Origin of the sequence: Sphingomonas sp. SORGH_AS_0438 (assembly GCF_031453475.1) — a bacterium.
In the GTDB taxonomy this organism is placed as follows: Bacteria; Pseudomonadota; Alphaproteobacteria; order Sphingomonadales; family Sphingomonadaceae; genus Sphingomonas.
In genome coordinates this window covers 1,229,943-1,247,384 of record NZ_JAVIZS010000001.1, presented here as the reverse complement: position 1 = coordinate 1,247,384, position 17,442 = coordinate 1,229,943, and the positions used below count along the sequence as shown (strand labels likewise).

Here is a 17,442-nt window from a genome sequence, read left to right as displayed (position 1 = left end):
GGCGCGCGATGCCGCTTAGGGAAGCGGCCGTTGCGACCGGTGCGGTGCGAAGCGCGTCCGGACGTCAGAAGGGCTTGGATAGGCGCAGCATCAGCCGGTTGCTCGGCACCCCGCCGACGCTGCCCTGCTCGACCTCGGCCGTCGCCTTGGCGCCGCCGGGCAGCGCCATCGCGGCCTTGGGGATCAGCGGCTCCTCCGGGCGGGCCGGCAGCGGCTTGAGGCGGTAGCGATCGTCGTCGCGGCCGCACACGATCACTTCGTCGCTCGCCGCCGGCGTCGCCGGACAGGGCGCATCGGAACGGCGCGGCCGGGCGACCGGCAGGACGGGACCCGAGACCATCTGCAACAGCGCCCACAGCATCGATCGACATCCCCCGCCCGAGAGCCGCGAACTTCATCTCGGATCATGGCGGAGATATGACAAACTGGATCAGATCAGCCTCGCCGTCGCCAGTCCGGCATCCACCGCCGCCCGCGCCGCGTCGGACGGCCAGGTCATCGGCAGGCGAAGCGCGGGTGGGAAGTCCGGGCGGACGCGGGTCAGCGCATATTTGACCGGCCCCGGCGAGGCATCGGTGAACATCGCGTCGTGCAGCGCATAGAGCCGGTCGTGCAGGGCCAGCGCCGTCGCGTGATCGCCCGAGGCGCAGGCGGCCTGGAACTCGGCGGACAGGCGCGGCGCGACATTGGCGGTGACGGAAATGCACCCCACCCCGCCCAGCGCGTTATAAGCGAGCGCCAGATCGTCATTGCCGGACAATTGAGCAAAGTCCGCCCCCAGCGCCAGCCGGTGCTGCGTCACGCGCGGCAGCACGCCGCTGGCGTCCTTCACCCCGACGAACAGCGCGGGAAAGGCCTGGACGATCCGGATCAGCGTCGCCGGCTGGATATCGGTGACGGTGCGGCCCGGCACATTGTAGAGGATGATCGGCAGCGGCGCATCGGCGGCCAGCGCTTCGAAATGGCGGAAGATGCCTTCCTGCGAGGGACGGTTGTAATAGGGCGGCACCATCAGCGCGGCGTCCGCCCCGGCCTCCTTGGCGGCGCGGAGATTGGCGGCGGCGACGCGCGTGTCGTTCGATCCGGCACCCGCGATTACCGGCACCCGCCCGCGCGTCTGGTCGACGCAGACCCGTACGACATGGAAATGCTCCTCAGCGCTCAGCGTCGCCGCCTCGCCCGTGGTGCCGCAGGCGACCAGCGCCGCCGACCCTTCTGCGATCTGCCATTCCACGAAGTCGCGAAAGGCCGCCTCGGCGAACCCGCCGGCCGCGTCGAATGGTGTCACCAGCGCGGGGATAGAGCCTGAAAACATTATGATACTTCGTCCTATTGCGGCGGTTCGCGAGAAGCCGCCAAAATTTCGTTCAGGACAGATACGGGTTCGATCCCTATCCTGTCCACATGATCGCGCCCCTGAAATCGACCCTGCTGCTATCCCTTCTCGCCGGCACGGCCATCCTGCCCCAGTCGCAGGAACAGAGCGACCGCGCCTCCACGCAAGCCGCCAACCGCATCGCCGCCGGCCTGCCGCAACCGACCGCCAGTCCCGCCATCGCCTCGGCCCTGGCCGAATGGCGGGCGCTGCGCCAGACCGATGCCCTGCCCTTCGACAGCTATGCCGGCTTCACCCAGCGCCATCCCGGCTGGCCGGGCGAGGCGGCGAACCGGCGGGCGGCGGAACGCCAGGCGGCCAACGCCGCGCCGGCCAATGTCGTCGCCTTCTTCCGCCGCTATCCGCCGCTGACCGCGACCGGCACGGTGGCCCAGGCACGCGCCTTGCTCGCGACCGGCGATGCCGCCGGGGCGCAGGCCGCCGCGCGCGCCGCCTGGCGGATGGGCGCCTTGTCGAGCGCGGACGAGAGCGCGATCCTGACCTATTTCCCCACTGCGCTCCGCCCGGAGGATCAGGACGCGCGGATGGACCGGCTGTTGTGGCAGGGCCAGACCAGCCTCGCCCAGCGGCAGCTCGCCCTGGTCAGCCCGGCCAAGCGCCCGCTGTTCGAGGCACGGCTCGCCTTCCGGACCAAGGCGCCGAACGCCGCCGACCTGTCCGCCGCGACCCAGGCCATCTACGCCAATGACCCCGGCTATATCGCCGATCGTGCGGTCTGGCTGCGCAACACGCTGTCACCCAGCGTGCGCGCCTATCTGGCACAGCCGCGCACGCTGACGACCCTGCCGGGCGACGTCGAGAAATGGTATGAGGTTCTGCTCGTAAACGCCCGTGCGGCAGCGGCGGACAGCCAGTACCAGCTCGCCTATGACATCGCCCGCCAGGTCGACGATGCCTATCCCGCCGGCACCGATGTGTCGAAGAAGCCCTATGGCGAGCGGGACGATTATACCTCGCTGGTCTGGCTGGGCGGGCAGGTCGCGATGAAGCAGCTCGGCCGCCCCGCCGATGCGATGCCGCTGTTCGAACGCTATGCGCGCGGCAGCCAAGCGCCGCAGACCCGCGCCAAGGGCTATTATTGGGCCGGCCGCGCGGCCGAGGCGGCGGGGCTCCAGCCGCAAGCCGCGCAATTCTATGCGCAGGCCGCGGGCTATCGTGACCAATATTACGGACAGCTCGCCCTGGAGCGGACCGGCCGGCCGCTAACCGCGCCGCCGCCCGTCGCCGCCCCGACGCTCGATCCGGCGGTCCGCGCCGCGTTCAACGCGCGCGAGATCGTGACGGCGGCGCGCTTCCTGGGCCAGATCGGCGACTGGCAGGACCAGACCGCCTTCGTCCGCCAGATCGCCGCCGATGCCACGACCGACACCGACCATCTGCTCGCCGAGCAATTGTCGCGCGAGATCGGCCGCCCCGATCTGGGCGTGATGGTCGGGCGCAGCGCGATGCAGAACGGGCTGACGGACTATTCCGCGATCGGCTTTCCCGTGGTGCCGATCCCGGCCGGCTATGACGACAGCTGGACGATCATCCACGCCATCGCGCGCCAGGAAAGCCAGTTCGACCGCGCCGCTGTGTCGGGTGCCGGCGCGCGCGGGCTGATGCAGCTGATGCCCGCCACCGCGCGCGAGCAGGGCGGCAAGATCGGCCTGAGCTTCACGCCGGAGCAATTGTCGTCCGACCCGTTCATCTCGATCCAGCTCGGGGCCAGCTATTTCCAGAGGGTCTATGCCAATTATGGCAGCTATCCGCTTGCGATCGCGGCCTATAATGCGGGCGGTGGCAATGTGAACAAATGGCTGCGCGCCAATGGCGACCCCCGCACCGGCGCGGTCGACTGGGTCGATTGGGTGGAGGCGATCCCCTATGGCGAGACGCGCAACTATGTGCAGCGCGTGCTGGAGAATGCCGTCGTCTACGACCTGATGAACCCCGCCCGGTCGAAGAGCCGGGGTGCGGCGCGGCTTAGCTGGTATCTGGGCAAGACCCGTCCGGGTTGAGTAAGGGAAGCCGGGTGACCGATCGACCCAATTACATCACCCCCGCCGGCTATGCCGCCCTGCGGGCCGAATATGAGCAGCTGTTCGCGACCGAACGCCCCGCCCTGGTCGAGACGATCAGCTGGGCCGCCGGCAATGGCGATCGGTCGGAGAATGGCGACTATATCTATGGTCGCAAGCGGTTGCGCGAGATCGACCGGCGGCTGGGCTGGCTGTCGCGGCGGATGAAGGCGGCCAAGGTCGTCGATCCCGCCGCCCAGACCGACCGGACGCGCGTCTGGTTCGGCTGTACCGTCACCATCGCCGACGAGGACGATCAGCAGCGTGTGCTCACCCTGGTCGGCGACGACGAGGCGGATGCCGGCCGGGGGCGGGTCGGCTGGTACTCGCCGATTGCCCGTGCGCTGCGGGGCGCGGGTCTGGGCGACCTCCGCCGCGTGACGCTGCCCGCGGGTGAGAAGGAATATGAGATTATCGACATAAGCTACTCGATAGATTGAGGAACATGGGCGTTTTGCGGGCCGTTGGTCATGCAGAAGGAGAGCATGACATGGCTGAGAATCCCCGCACCACCACGGCTCGCGAGACCGACGATCACGAACTGATCGACGCCGCCATCGCCGATTCCGACCCGGCGATCGAAGGCAGCAGCGGCGGTGGCCATTTGCAGACCGATATCGGCAGCCAGGCCGATCGCATCACCGATGTCGACGATCCCGAGGCGCATCTTCGGCCCGAAAAGGCCGATACTATCGCCAACAACCAAGCCTATGACAGCGATCGGCGCGGCAATAGCGGCTGACGGCTTGCCGTGCGGCGCCGGGCTTGCGACACGGGGGCCATGGAAGAAACGCCCACCCGCAACATCGCATTGCTGATCGACGCCGACAATGCGTCCGCCGCCACCATCGATCCGGTGCTGACCGTGCTGGCGGAACTCGGCACGGTCAACGTCCGTCGGGTCTATGGCAACTGGACCAAGCCGGCGCTCAAGGGCTGGCGCGACATGACGGTGAAGCACGGCATCGAGCCGCAACAGCAGTTCGACCTGACCAAGGGCAAGAACGCCACCGACATGAAGATGACGATCGACGCCATGGACCTGCTGTTCCGCGGCAAGGTCGAGGGGTTCGGTATCATGTCGTCCGATTCGGATTTCATGCCGCTGGCGATGCGCATCCGGCAGGAGGGCATTCCCGTCTACGGCTTCGGCACCAGCCGCACGCCGGAAGCTTTCAAGCGCGCCTGCACCCGCTTCATCGATGTGGGGGCGCTGGCCGCCCGCGTGCCGGAGATCGCGACGCCCGCTCCGGCCCCGGCCGTCCCGCCGCAGCCAGCGCGAGTGACGGCAACCGTGCCGCCGGCCGTCGCCAAGCCTCCGAGCAAGGATGTGCCGATCGCGGAGTCCCTGCCCCCTGCGATCGTTCCCAACCGACCGGCCAAGGCCAAGACGCCGGTCGATCCCGAACTCGTCGAGCTGCTGGTCGCGGCCTATGATGCGACCAAGCGGGATGAGAAAGGCTTCGTCTCCCTGTCCGCCATGGGGCAGCTTGCCGCCAATCGATCGAGCTTCGACGTCCGCAACTACGGCTATCATCGCCTTTCCGACCTGATCGAGGCCGTGCCCATCTTCCAGATCGAACGGCGCGAGGGCGGCCGCTCCTTCGTCAGGCGGGTTCGCTAACCGGGATCGGCTCTCACGCGCCCCGATAGGGCAATATCATATACTGATCCATGATAGTTTGTAATGCGGGCGTCGCATTACATCCATAATGGCCCCATCCGACACATGGATCGTCGGGGGACTTGTAGTGGTACTGAATATCTTCCGCTTCGCCGGGGTCGGCGGGGCGTGCCTGTGCTTGGCTGCGCCGCATCTCGCCCTCGCCCAGACCGCCGGCACCATCGCCGCCGAGGACATGGCAAAGGACGAGATCGTCGTCACCGGCAGCAAGCATGACGCGACCGGCATCGAAATCCCCAATTCGCCCAAGGCGCGCGCCGTCGTTACCCAGGATTTCATTGCCCATACGGTGCCGGGCCAGTCGATCTTCAACGCACTCAATCTGTTGCCCGGCGTCAATTATGTCGCCAGCGATCCTTATGGCGGCAATGGCGGCACCATCCGCATTCGCGGGTTCGATCAGTCGCGCATCGCCTTCACCTTCGATGGCCTGCCGCTGAACGACGCGGGCAACTATGCCATCTATTCCAGCCAGCAGATCGATCCCGAGCTGGTGGAATCGGTCAACGTCAATTTCGGGGCGACGGACGTCGATACGCCGACCGCGAGCGCCGCCGGTGGCACAGTCAATTACCGCACCATCATGCCGACCCATCAGGTAAGCGCGATCGTCGACTACAGCCATGGTCGCGGCGAGATGAACCGCGTGTTCGGCCTGATCAACACCGGCGACCTGACCGCCAGCGGCACGCGCGCCTGGGTGTCGGCGAGCAACCAGCGTTACGCGCTGCAACCCTATGCGATCGTGCGCAAGAGCCAGTATAATGCCCGCATCTACCAGCCGATCGGGTCGGGCAAGGATTTCATCTCGCTGGCCGGCTTCTTCTACCAGCACCGCAACATGGGCTTTGGCGGCATGTCGCTCGCCCAGGTCAACACGGTGCTGGGCGGTGCGCTGCCGATCGCGAGTGCCACGAGCGACCGGCCGTTGCGCGTCGATCTCACCCGCGCGCAATATGACCGGGTCCTGGATGCCAGCGCGCGATATCAGAATGCCGATCATTGCACCTTGGCCTCCGGCACGCCGGGGGCGGGCACGATGCAGGACGACCGCAAGCTCTGCGGCAATGTGCGCCAGATCGGCGTCAACCCAGTCGACACCGGCAATGCCCGCTTCAACAGCCTGTTCACCCTGAACGATCGGCTCACGCTGACGCTCGATGGCGGGTACAGCTACACGCTGGCCAATGGCGGCGGCTCGACCGTGTTCGCCGAGAGCGACGCCAATGCGGGCAAGGGCGGAGCCTCGCGCAACCAATATGGCCGGATCGGCGCGGGGATCGCCGCCGGCCGTGACTTGAACGGCGATGGCGACCGGCTGGATTACGTCCGCGTCTTCTATCCCTCGAACACGCAGACGCACCGGCTGATCGGCATTGCCGGTCTGCGCTATGATATCGACCCGTCGAATCTCGTGCGCCTGGCCTATACCTGGGACCGCTCCCGCATCCGCCAGACGGGTGAGGCCGGCGCGTTGCAGGTCGATGGCACGCCGGTCAACGTCTTCGGCGGACGCGATCCCCGGGCGGCGGTACGCGACGCGACGGGCGCGATACTCAACAAGCGCAATCGCCTGACCTTCTCGGTCCTGCATCAATTGTCGGGCGAATATCGCGGCAAGCCCCTGTCCGACGACCTGTCGATCACGCTGGGACTGCGCGCGGCCTTCTTCCGACGCAATATGAGCAACGCCTGCTACACCATTCCGAACAGCGGCAGCGAAGCCTATTGCACGTCGCAGGCCGCCAGCATCGTGGCGGCGGACAGCCGCACCGCCGGGTTCGGCGCGCCCTATACGGGCCGCATCCGGGAATATCGTGCCCTTCTGCCAAGTGCCGGGCTGGTCTGGCAGATGGACCCGGCGGTCAGCCTCTATGCCAGCTACAACAAGGGCTTCTCCGCCCCGACCACCGACATCTATTCCTATGACGACAAGACGATCTCGCTGAAGGACAAGGAAGCGGTGCCGGAAAGGACCGACTCCTACGATCTCGGCCTGCGCTACATCACCGGGCCGGTCCAGGCGCAGTTGGGCGGCTGGTACATCCGCTACGCCAACCGGCTGGTCACCACGACCACGCTGCTGGAAGGAGGCGGCACAATCAGCGCCAGCCGCAATGTCGGCGGAGTCGACAGCAAGGGGATCGACGCGACCCTGTCGCTGATGCCTACCTCCTGGCTGTCGGTCTATGGCTTCGGCTCCTATCTGCAATCGACGTTGAAGGAGGATGTGCTGGATGGCGCGACCGGCAAGGTGCTGATCGCGACCAGGGGCAAGGCGCTGGTCGACACGCCCAACTGGCAATATGGCGGTCGCGTCCAGGCGTCGCTGCCGTTCGCTGTAGTCGGCGTTTCCGCCAAGCATGTCGGCGACCGCTTCATCACCGACGAGAATGACGCCAAGTCCGCCGGCTATACCCTGGTCGACCTGGATGCGCAGGCGACGCTGGGTTGGGCCGGGCTGGACAAGACCTATCTCCAGCTCAACGTCACCAACCTGTTCGACAAGCGCTATTTCCAGCAATGTCTGGTCGGCCCCGCGCATCGCCAATGGCGGGTCGCTGAACTTCGGCAACGGGCGCACCGTGATCGTCAGCTTGCACTTCCAGTTCTGACGGTGTCTTGCACATCGGCCGCATCCGCGACCCTTTAAAGGGTTTCGGTACGGCCGAACTATGGGCATGAGCCCGTCGTGACGATACCGGTACCAAATGTCCGGGCAAGCGACAGGAGAATGGGGTGCAGCAGGCCGACCGCAGGATGATGACACAGACGATGCGCTGGTTCGGTCCGGCCGACCCGGTGGCCTTGCGCAACATCCGCCAGGCCGGGGCGACCGGCATCGTCACCGCGCTGCACGAACTGCCCAATGGCGTGGTCTGGCCGCTGGAGACGATCCTCGCCCGCCAGTCGATGATCCGCGCGGCGGGCCTGGACTGGGACGTGGTCGAGAGCCTGCCCGTCCATGAGGGGATCAAGACGCGGGGCCCCGACTGGGACCGATTGATCGACGCCTATCGTCGGAGCCTGCGCCATCTGGCGGCGGCGGGTATCCGCACCGTCACCTATAATTTCATGCCGTTGCTCGACTGGACGCGCACCGATCTGGCCTGGGCGATGCCAGACGGCGCGCTGGCGCTGCGGTTCGAGCTGGAGGCGGTCGCCGCCTTCGACATCCATCTGCTCGAACGGCCCGGCGCCGCCGACGACTATACGTCCGCCATGGTCGAGGCCGCCGCCGCCCGCATCGCCGGCATGGACGCCGAGGCGCGGCACCGGCTGGAACGGACGATCATCGCCGGCCTGCCGGGCAGCGAGGAAAGCTTCACCGTCGCGCAGTTCCGCGACGCCATCGCCGGTTATGACGGCATATCCGCCGACGATCTGCGCGCCAACCATGTCGCCTTTCTGGAGGCGGTCTGCCCGGTGGCGGACGAAGTCGGCGTCCAACTGGTCGTCCATCCCGATGATCCCCCCTTCCCGATCTTCGGCCTGCCCCGCGTCGTCAGCACCGAGAGCGACGTGGCCGCATTGTTCGCGCGGGTGCCCAACCGTTCGAACGGCCTGTGCTTCTGCACCGGGTCGTTCGGGGTCCGCGCCGACAACGACCTGCCCGGCATGGTCGACCGGCTGGGTGAGCGGATCGGTTTCCTGCATCTCCGCGCCATTGCGCGCGAGGCGAACGGCGCGTTCCACGAGGCACCGCATCTGGAAGGGAATGCCGACATGCCCGCCGTGGTCGCCGCGGTCAGCCGGTTGCAGCAGCGCGAGGATCGCAGCATCCCGATGCGCCCCGACCATGGCCATCAGATGCTCGACGACCTGACCAAGCGCACCAATCCCGGCTATTCGCTGCTCGGCCGGATGCGCGGACTCGCCGAGCTGCGCGGGCTGGAACGCGGCATCGTCCACGCGGGCGGCTGACCGGCATCACTTTGGGAGGGTTCGGCGCGACCGGAGGTCTGGGCTGGGCGGTGCAGCAGGCGAAGACGCGGTCATGGTCGCGACCGACCTTCCACAATCCGGCGAAACCGTGTGCCTCCCGGCCTTCAACCTTGATCCATGAGTGACGATCGCCGGGGATGCGGCGATCGTCCGCTGCCTTGGGTTGGGCAAAGCCATGGGGTGTGTCGATGCTCCGGCTGTTGCCCCTTCGCGATAATGCGGGCCAATGCGACGCTGAAGCCTCAAGCACGGCATCATCCTTTCGGTGCCGTAACGCCTTGACCATTGGCCGGTAAATCTGGAACATATAGCGAACAAATGAGTCGCTACAGCCATGTCCCACTTTGCCCCTGACGATCCGCCGGACGATCCCCCCGCCAAACGAATCGCTGCGCTCCGCACCGCGCTCGACCAGGGGGTGCGGCCGCGCGGGGCCGGCGTGCTGCCGTTCGGCGTGGACGCCATGGACGGGCGGCTGGCCGATGGCGGGCTGGCGATGGGCGGCCTGCACGAGGTCGCCGCCGCCGCGCCGACGCTGAACGAGGATGCCGCCGCGACGCTGTTCACGGTCGGCATCGCCGCTCGCGCCGCCGCGCTCAAGGGCCGGCGCGTGCTCTGGGCCCTGACCCGGTTCGACCTGTACGCGCCCGGCCTGGAACAGGCCGGCCTCGACCCTGCCATGCTGCTCTTTGTCGAGGCGCGAGAGGACAGCCAGGTGCTGGCGGTGATGGAGGATGGCCTGCGCCATGGTGGGCTGGCGGCGGTGGTCGGCGAGGTGAAGCGCGCCGACATGGTCGCGACCCGGCGGCTGCAACTGGCCGCGATGAACGGCGACGCGCCCGCCCTCCTCGCCCGCCACTGGCGCAGGCCGGCCCTCTGCCCGCTGGCCGAGCATTCGGCGGCGATGACCCGCTGGCGGATCGGCTGCGCGCCCTCGGTGCGGTTGCCGGCGCCCGGTGTCGGCCGCGCGCATTGGACGGTCGAGCTGACGCGCCAGCGCGGCGGGCCCGGATTCACCCTGGAACTGGAGGCATGCGATGCGACGGGTCGCCTCGCTCTACCTGCCGCATCTCGCGATCGAGCGGTTGCGGCGGCTGGAGCGACCACCGCACGCGCGGCCTGACCGGCCGGTCCGCATGGCGCTGCTGCCGGTGGACGACGATCCCGGCGCCTGCTCGGTGCCGCGCGGCGGCGGCTGGCGGCCCGGCGCGCGCTGGGCACGAGGGGAAGCGATCGAGGCGCTGCCGCTCCATCAGCGACCGACGATGCGCGAACTCGGCCGCCGATCGGAAGCGGCCGAGCATCCGTTCAAGCACATGACGCCCCCCGCCCCGACCGCGCCGCATCCTGGGGAACCAGTGCCCGAAGCCCGACCGATGGTGCTGGCGGCACAGGTCGGCCAGCGCCAGCTCGTGACCGCCGCCTGCCCCGCGGCGCTGGCGCTGGGGCTCGCGACCGGGATGGCGGTGACGCAGGCGCGGGTGCTGGTGCCCGCGCTCGACATCCGCCCCGCCGAACCGGCGGCGGACGCGGCATGGCTGGACGGCCTCGCCCGTCATGCCGTGCGCCACTGGACGCCGATCGCCGCGCCCGACGGCCCGCAGGGCCTGTGGCTGGACCTGAGCGGCGTCGCGCACCTCCATGGCGGCGAGGCGGGGCTGTGTCGGCGGCTGCTCGATTTCTGCCGGCGGCTGGGCTTTTCCGCGCGAGTGGCGGTGGCCGGCACGCCGGGGGCGGCCCATGCGCTGGCCCGGTTCGGCGGTCAGCCCATCCTGCGGATCGCCAACGGCCATGAGGCGCAGGCGCTCCGCGCCCTGCCCCCGGCCGCGCTGCGCCTGACGCCGGAGGCCTGCACCGCCGCCGGCCGGTTCGGGCTGGAGCGGATCGGCGACCTGATCCCGATGCCGCGTGGACCGCTGGCGCGCCGACTGGGCCTCGCCACGGTGAGGCGGCTGGACGAGGCATTGGGCCGCATACCCGAACCGATCGCGCCCGTCCTCGCCCCCGACACCCCGCGCGCCGAGCGCCGGCTGCTGGAGCCGATCGGCACGGCGGACGCGATCGCGCAGGTGATCGGCGACCTGCTCGCCGATCTGGTCGAGCGGTTGCGCGACCGGGGACTGGGCGCGCGGATGCTGCTGCTGATCCTCGACCGGATCGACGGGAGCGAGCAGCGACTGGCGATCGGCACCGCACGCGCCAGTCGGGACGCGGCGCATCTCGCCCGCCTCTTCGCCTTGCGCATCGACCGGATCGATCCCGGCGAGGGGATCGAGACGATGCGCCTCGCCGCGACCCGCACCGATCCGCTGGGCGCGACGGCGCTGGGAGCGAGCCTGGCCGGGGACGATGCCCCCGCCGACGTCGCGACGCTGGTCGACCAGATCGCCGGCCGGGTCGGAGGGGCTGCGCTGTTCACCGCCGCACCGGTCGAAAGCGACGTGCCCGAACGCGCGGTTCGCCGCGCCGGCCCGCTGGACGCGCCCGGCGGCTGGCCCGACTGGCCCCGGCCCGTGCGCCTGCTCCTTCGTCCCGAGCCGCTGGAGGCGGTACTCGCGCTCCTGCCCGACCAGCCGCCCCGTCGCTTCACCTGGCGGGGACAAGTCCATGCCGTGGTCGCGGGCGACGGGCCGGAGCGCGTCCATGGCGAATGGTGGCGACGCGACGGCGAGATGTGGAGCTGCCGCGACTATTTCCGCGTCGAGGACAGCCGGGGGGCGCGTTTCTGGCTGTTCCGGCGCGGCGATGGCGAAGACCCGACGACCGGCGACCTGTCCTGGCATCTGCACGGGCTGTTCGGCTGATGGCGAGTCCCACCACCTATGTCGAGCTTCAGGTGACGAGCCACTTCTCGTTCCTGCGCGGTGCGTCCAGCCCCGACGAACTGTTCAGCGCCGCGGCCCTGCTCGGCCACCGGGCGCTGGGCATCGCCGATCTCGGGTCCGTCGCCGGACTGGTGCGGGCCTGGGCGGCGCAGAAGGCGACGGGCGTGCGGCTGATCGCGGGCGCGCGGGTGGTGCTGGACGATGGCCGCGCGCTGCTCCTCTATCCGACCGACCGGCCCGGCTGGTCGCGGCTGACCCGCCTCCTGTCGATCGGCAAGGCGCGCGCCGGCAAGGGCGGCTGCACGCTTGGCTGGGCGGACCTGACGGAGTGGCAGGAGGGGCTGATCGCGATCCTGCTGCCGGGCGATCCGGGCGCGGCGGCGGCGCGCGACCTGACCAACCTGCGCGCGGTATTCGGCGACCGGGGCTATTGCGGCCTGACCTTTCGTCGCCGTCCGAACGACGCGATGCGGCTGCACGAACTTGCCCGCCAGGCCGGCATGGCGGGGGTGCGTGCGGTCGCGCTGGGCGATGTGCTCTATCACGCGCCCGAGGTGCGGCCGCTCCAGGACGTCGTCACCGCGATCCGCGAGAAGCGGACGATCGACACGCTCGGCTATGCGCGCGAGCGCCATGCCGACCGGCATCTGAAATCGCCCGGCGAGATGGAGCGCCGCTTCGCCGCCTTTCCCGACGCGATCGCCGCCACCGCCACGATCGCCCAGGCCTGCACCTTCGACCTGGGTGAGCTGAGCTACCAATATCCGCACGAACGCGTGATGGACGGGCTGACCGCGCAACAAGCACTCGAACGGATGACCGGGGAGGCGGCGGAGCGCAAGTTTCCAGACGGGGTGCCGGAGGCCTATCGCCGGCAGATCGACCACGAACTGCGATTGATCGGCGAGCTGGGCTATGCGCCCTACTTCCTGACCGTCAACAGCATCGTCGCGGAAAGCCGACGACGCGGCATCCTGTGCCAGGGGCGCGGATCGGCGGCGAACAGCTGCGTCTGCTATCTGCTCGGCATCACCAGCATCGATCCGATCAAGCACGAACTGCTGTTCGAGCGCTTCGTCTCCGGCGAACGGCGCGAGCCGCCCGATATCGACGTCGATTTCGAGCATGAGCGGCGCGAGGAGATCATCCAGTGGATCTACGACAGCTATGGCCGCACCCATGCGGCGCTGACCGCGGTCGTCACCCGCTACCGCGCGCGGGGCGCGATGCGCGAGGTCGGCAAGGCGCTGGGCCTGCCCGAGGATCTGACCCGCGCGCTCGCCGGCCTGGTCTGGGGGTGGAGCGAGGAGGGTGTGGGCGAGAAGCAGGTCGGCCAGCTCGGCCTCAACATGAACGACCGGCGGCTGCGCCTCGCACTCGATCTCGCACGCCAACTGATCGGCACGCCGCGTCATCTGTCGCAGCATCCCGGCGGCTTCGTGCTGACCCATGACCGGCTCGACGACCTCGTGCCCATCGAGCCGGCCGCGATGGACAAGCGGCAGGTGATCGAATGGGACAAGGACGATATCGACGCGCTGCAATTCATGAAGGTCGATGTGCTGGGTTTGGGGATGCTCGGCTGCATGAACCGCGCCTTCACCCTGCTGGCGGACGCCAAGGGCGTGCATGTGGAGATGGCCGACCTCCAGGACGACGATCCGGACGTCTATGCGATGATCCAGAAGGCCGACACGCTCGGCACCTTCCAGATCGAGAGCCGGGCGCAGATGGCGATGCTGCCGCGCATGAAGCCAGCCGAATTCTACGACCTCGTCATCGAGGTCGCGATCGTCCGGCCGGGACCGATCCAGGGCGACATGGTCCACCCCTATCTGCGCCGACGCGAGAAGATCGAGATGCCGGACTATCCGCGCCCTGAACTGCGCGCGGTATTGGAGAAGACGCTGGGCGTGCCGCTGTTCCAGGAACAGGCGATGAGGGTCGCGATCGTCGGGGCGGGCTTCACCGCGGTCGAGGCGGACCAGCTCCGCCGCGCCATGGCGACATTCAAGTTCACCGGCGGGGTCCATCATTTCTACGACAAGCTGGTCGGGGGCATGGTGGCGAACGGCTATCCCCGCGACTTCGCCGAACGCACGTTCAAGCAGATCGAGGGGTTCGGCTCCTATGGCTTTCCCGAAAGCCACGCCGCCAGCTTCGCCAAGATCGCCTATGCCAGTTGCTGGATGAAGCATCATCACCCGGACGTGTTCTGCGCCGCGCTGCTCAACGCGCAGCCGATGGGCTTCTACGCGCCGGCCCAGATCGTCCGCGACGCGCAGGAGCATGGCGTCGAGATCCGCCCCGCCTGCATCAATGCCAGCCGCTGGGACTGTACGCTGGAGCCGACCGCCGGCCGCTATCTGGCGGTACGGCTGGGCCTGCGCCAGGTGCGCGGGCTGGCCAATGTCCATGGCGCGGCGATCATCGGCGCGCGCGGCCATCTGCCGTTCGAATCGGTCGAGGATCTGTGGCGGCGGGCCGACATCCCCCGCGCCGCGATCGAGCGGCTGGCGGAGGCCGATGCCTTTCACAGGCTGGGGGCCGACCGGCGCCAGGGACTATGGAAGGCGCGGGGCCTGGACGAAGCGCCCCTGCCCCTGTTCGCGGCGGCGGCGGGGCGCGAGCCGGAGGTCGCGTTGCGGCCGTTGACCGAGGGGCGCGAGGTGGTGGAGGATTATCGCGCGCTGCAATTGTCGCTGCGCGCGCACCCGCTCGCCTTCCTGCGTGACGAGCTGACCCGGCGCGGCGTCACCCGCGCCGCCGATCTGGCCCAGCTCCGCGACGGACGGCATGTCGAGGTGGCGGGGCTGATCCTGGTCCGCCAGAAGCCGGGCAGCGCCAAGGGCGTGCTGTTCATCACCATCGAGGACGAGACCGGCATCGCCAACGGCATCCTCTGGCCCGACCGGTTCGAGGCGCAACGCCGCACCGTCATGTCCGCCTCAATGATCGGCATGAAGGGCCGCGTCCAGCGCGAGGGGCAAGTGATCCACGTCATCTGCGACCGGATCGTCGATCATGGCGATCTGCTCGCCCAGGTCGGACGGATGGACTTCCGCCCCAGGACCGGGCGCGGTGACGGTGCCCGCCACCCCGGCGCGCCCGATCGCGGCGATGCCGGCTGGCGGCCGGGTCCGCGCGACAGCTACTGGCCAAGCCATGCCACGGGGATGGACCCGGAGCAGGTGGTGCGGATCAAGTCGCGCGACTTTCACTGACCCCGCGCGCCAATCGACGCTCCAGCCGCAGGATCACCCATTCCGCCACCTGGTGCAGGATCGCGCCGACCAAGGCGCCGAGCAGCACCTCCTGCGCGCGATCCCATCCGGTCTGGAGGACGGTGCCGCCGGTCGGCACGGTGGTCAGCACGATGACGGCCGTCCACATGCAGACCCGCGTCTCCGGCCGCCAGCGGGTGATGCTCGCCGCGATCCCGACCGCCACCGCCAGCCGCAATTCCGCCGGTCCGGCGGACACGACCATCGCGGAAAACAGCGCCACCACCAGTCCGATCAGCGTCGCCGCGACCCGCCAGCCGAGCGCGCGGTGCGTGTCGCCGATCCGATCCTGCGACACGACCAGCGCGGAGACGCAGGCCCAGACCGGATGGCTCAGGCCCAACCCCTCCGCCAGCATGGCGGCGACGACCGCCGCCGCCGTGCAGCGCAGGACGAAGGCGACGGACCGCAAGGCCCCGGACGGAGGCGCCGCCGCCATGGCCCCGTCCTTCCCCGTCACCGGAACAGATTGGCCCGCGCCAGCTCGATCACCTCCGTGCCCCGGCCGCTCATCACCGCGCGCGCGGCATAGAGGCTGAACCCCTTGACCTGCTCGGCCTTGATCTTGGGCGGCATCACCAGTTCCAGCCCCTCGGTCACCACATCGACCAAGGCGGGGCCGTCATGCGCGAAGGCGGTGCGCAGCGCCCCCTCCAGCGCGTCCGACCGCGTGACCCGCTCGGCGGCATAGCCCATCTCACGCGCGATCGCGGCGAAGTCGGGATTTTGCAGGGCGACATTGGCATCCACATAGCCGGAGGCCTTCTGCTCCAGCTCGACGAAGCCGAGCGTGCCGTTGTTGAAGATGATGATCTTGATCGGCAGCTTCATCTGGATCGCGGTCAGCATATCGCCCATCAACATGGTCAGGCCGCCATCGCCCGACAGCGACACCACCTGTCGCCCGGCAAAGGCCGCCTGTGCGCCCAGCGCCTGGGGCATGGCATTGGCCATGGAGCCATGGTTGAACGATCCGATCAGTCGCCGCTGGCCGTTCATCCGCAGATAGCGCGCCGCCCAGACCGAGGGCGTGCCGACATCGGCGGTGAAGATCGTGTCCTCATCCGCCAGCCGATCGATCGTCGCGGCGACGAATTGCGGGTGGAGCGGCTTGTCACCGTCGCGCGGCGTCGCCAGTTCGTCCAGGCCCTTGCGGGCATCGCGATAATGCTCCTTCGCCTTGGCCAGGAATGCGCCGTCGCGGCCGTCCCGGATCAGCGGGCGCAGCGCCCGCGCCGTTTCGCCGACATCGCCGACCACACCCAGGTCGAGCGGCACGCGCCGGCCGAGCGCGGTGGCCTCGCGATCGACCTGCACCACCCGCGCCTTGTCCGGATAGAAGTTGCGATAGGGGAAGTCGGTGCCCAGCATCAGCAGCGTATCGCACTCCATCATCGCGTGATAGCCGGAGGAGAAGCCGATCAGACCGGTCATGCCGACATCGAAGGGATTGTCCCATTCGATCCACTCCTTGCCGCGATAGGCGTGGACGATCGGGGCCTGCAACGCTTCGGCCAGCGCGACGACATCGTCATGCGCGCCCGCCACTCCTGCACCGCAGAGCAGGGTCACCCGCTCCGCATCGTTGAGCAGCGCGGCGACCTGCGCCAGCGTCGCATCGTCCGGCAGCAGGCGCGGCGTGGCCGGCAGGGTGAAGGGCACGTCCCGCGTCTCCGGCGCGGGCAGCAGCGCCACGTCGCCGGGAATGACCAGCACCGCGACCCCGCGCTGACCGACGGCGGTGCGGATCGCGCGGTGGAGCAACTCGGGCATCTGCTTGGCGTCCTGCACCATCTCGCAGAAATGGCTGCATTCGCGGAACAACTCGGTCGGATGCGTCTCCTGGAAATAGGACAGGCCGATCTCGCTCGACGGGATATGGGCGGCAATCGCCAGCACCGGCACATGATTGCGGTGGCAATCGTACAGGCCGTTGATCAAATGGAGGTTGCCGGGGCCGCAACTGCCCGCGCAGACCGCCAGCCCGCCCGTCGCCGCCGCCTCGGCCCCGGCGGCGAAGGCCCCCGCCTCCTCGTTGCGGACGTGCATCCACTCGATCGCACCCGACGTCCGCAGGCTTTCGTTGAAGGCGTTCAGGCTGTCGCCCGTCACGCCCCAGATCCGTTCCACCCCGGCCTCGACCAGGGTGCTGGTGAGAAGATCCGCGATCGTCCGTGCCATGATCCGATTTGTCCTTGTTGCGACGCACCACCGTCAAATTGGTGCGGTGCGATAACGATTCTGATCG

Annotated in this window: 13 protein-coding genes; 9 read left to right on the top strand and 4 right to left on the bottom strand. The window is 68.8% G+C overall.

What is annotated here, in order from left to right; all coding sequences use genetic code 11:
• Window positions 1-64: 64 nt before the first annotated feature.
• Both QE452_RS05895 and dapA read right to left on the bottom strand, forming a co-directional pair.
• Window positions 65-361: a hypothetical protein gene (locus tag QE452_RS05895; RefSeq protein ID WP_309660222.1), complete on the bottom strand. Its 297-nt coding sequence runs from the start codon at window positions 359-361 to the stop codon at window positions 65-67.
• 69 nt (window positions 362-430) lie between these two features.
• A complete protein-coding gene (gene dapA / locus QE452_RS05890; protein ID WP_309660221.1) occupies window positions 431-1,315 on the bottom strand; it encodes a 4-hydroxy-tetrahydrodipicolinate synthase in 885 nt (294 codons plus the stop codon).
• An 89-nt stretch (window positions 1,316-1,404) separates the two neighbouring features.
• Between dapA and QE452_RS05885 the strand changes: the two genes are divergently transcribed.
• From QE452_RS05885 to QE452_RS05845, 9 genes are all read left to right on the top strand, one after another.
• Window positions 1,405-3,396: a lytic transglycosylase domain-containing protein gene (locus tag QE452_RS05885; protein ID WP_309660220.1), complete on the top strand. Its 1,992-nt coding sequence runs from the start codon at window positions 1,405-1,407 to the stop codon at window positions 3,394-3,396.
• A 14-nt stretch (window positions 3,397-3,410) separates the two neighbouring features.
• Window positions 3,411-3,896: a transcription elongation factor GreB gene (gene greB / locus QE452_RS05880; RefSeq protein ID WP_309660219.1), complete on the top strand. Its 486-nt coding sequence runs from the start codon at window positions 3,411-3,413 to the stop codon at window positions 3,894-3,896.
• A 50-nt stretch (window positions 3,897-3,946) separates the two neighbouring features.
• Window positions 3,947-4,198, top strand: a complete 252-nt coding sequence (locus QE452_RS05875; protein ID WP_309660218.1) for a hypothetical protein — start codon at window positions 3,947-3,949, stop codon at window positions 4,196-4,198.
• A gap of 39 nt (window positions 4,199-4,237) precedes the next feature.
• The gene (locus QE452_RS05870; protein ID WP_309660217.1) at window positions 4,238-5,080 is read left to right on the top strand and encodes an NYN domain-containing protein; all 843 of its coding nucleotides are present in this window, start codon (window positions 4,238-4,240) and stop codon (window positions 5,078-5,080) included.
• 127 nt (window positions 5,081-5,207) lie between these two features.
• Window positions 5,208-7,793 carry a TonB-dependent receptor domain-containing protein gene (locus QE452_RS05865; RefSeq protein ID WP_309660216.1) on the top strand — a complete coding sequence of 862 codons (2,586 nt, stop codon included), beginning with the start codon at window positions 5,208-5,210 and terminating at the stop codon, window positions 7,791-7,793.
• Between the two features lie 107 nt (window positions 7,794-7,900).
• A complete protein-coding gene (gene uxuA, locus QE452_RS05860) occupies window positions 7,901-9,064 on the top strand; it encodes a mannonate dehydratase (RefSeq protein ID WP_309729720.1) in 1,164 nt (387 codons plus the stop codon).
• Between the two features lie 355 nt (window positions 9,065-9,419).
• A complete protein-coding gene (locus tag QE452_RS05855) occupies window positions 9,420-10,208 on the top strand; it encodes a protein ImuA (RefSeq protein ID WP_309660214.1) in 789 nt (262 codons plus the stop codon).
• Window positions 10,123-11,889 carry a DNA polymerase Y family protein gene (locus tag QE452_RS05850; RefSeq protein WP_309660213.1) on the top strand — a complete coding sequence of 589 codons (1,767 nt, stop codon included), beginning with the start codon at window positions 10,123-10,125 and terminating at the stop codon, window positions 11,887-11,889. The genes QE452_RS05855 and QE452_RS05850 overlap by 86 nt, the downstream gene beginning before the upstream one ends.
• On the top strand, window positions 11,889-15,134 hold the full coding sequence (locus QE452_RS05845; protein ID WP_309660212.1) for an error-prone DNA polymerase: 3,246 nt from the start codon (window positions 11,889-11,891) through the stop codon (window positions 15,132-15,134). Before QE452_RS05850 ends, QE452_RS05845 begins: the two co-directional genes overlap by 1 nt.
• Here the strand turns inward: QE452_RS05845 and QE452_RS05840 are convergent.
• Complete coding sequence (locus QE452_RS05840; protein ID WP_309660211.1) at window positions 15,112-15,633, bottom strand: FUSC family protein; 522 nt, start codon at window positions 15,631-15,633, stop codon at window positions 15,112-15,114. The two genes, QE452_RS05845 and QE452_RS05840, sit on opposite strands and share 23 nt — an antisense overlap.
• 17 nt (window positions 15,634-15,650) lie before the next feature.
• A complete protein-coding gene (gene poxB / locus QE452_RS05835; protein WP_309660210.1) occupies window positions 15,651-17,375 on the bottom strand; it encodes a ubiquinone-dependent pyruvate dehydrogenase in 1,725 nt (574 codons plus the stop codon).
• Between the last annotated feature and the right edge of the window lie 67 nt (window positions 17,376-17,442).